2 pseudogenes are annotated in these 408 nt (G+C 69.6%); both read right to left on the bottom strand.

Going from position 1 to position 408, the window contains the following annotated elements:
* A pseudogene (locus K9U41_RS23510) lies at positions 1 to 203 on the bottom strand (dihydroxy-acid dehydratase); the annotation flags it as partial.
* Positions 200 to 408 (bottom strand): annotated as a pseudogene (locus K9U41_RS23505) (hypothetical protein); the annotation flags it as partial. The pseudogenes K9U41_RS23505 and K9U41_RS23510, both read right to left, overlap by 4 nt.

Here is a 408-nt window from a genome sequence, read left to right as displayed (position 1 = left end):
TAGTCGGCCACCTCGCGCAGGTGCGCGTTGCACGGCGTCAGCTCGGACCACGAGTTGGTGATGCCGATGATCGGCCGGCCCTCGAAGCTGTCGTCCGGCAGTCCCTCGGACCGCAGCCACGATCGGTGCATGAACCCGGTCTTGCCCGGGTCGCCGAACCAAGCCTGGCTGCGCAACGGTCGAGAGGGCGGCATGTCGCTCATCGGAACCTCGGCAGGTAGTCGATCTGGGCCTCGATCAGGTCGTCGGCCAGCGCGACGGCGACGTCGCCGTCGGTCACCCCGCCGTCGGCGAGCATCGCCTCGACCACGAAGTCCCGCGAGCCGGTCATGGCGGCCTCGATCGCGAGGTAGACCGACGTCAGCCGCCGGTTGAGGATCGCGGTCAGCGGCAGGGAGAGGTCGGGGA

The organism is Xanthobacter autotrophicus (assembly GCF_029991245.1).
Lineage (GTDB): Bacteria > Pseudomonadota > Alphaproteobacteria > Rhizobiales > Xanthobacteraceae > Xanthobacter > Xanthobacter autotrophicus_C.
This window is presented reverse-complemented; position numbering and strand designations above follow the sequence as displayed.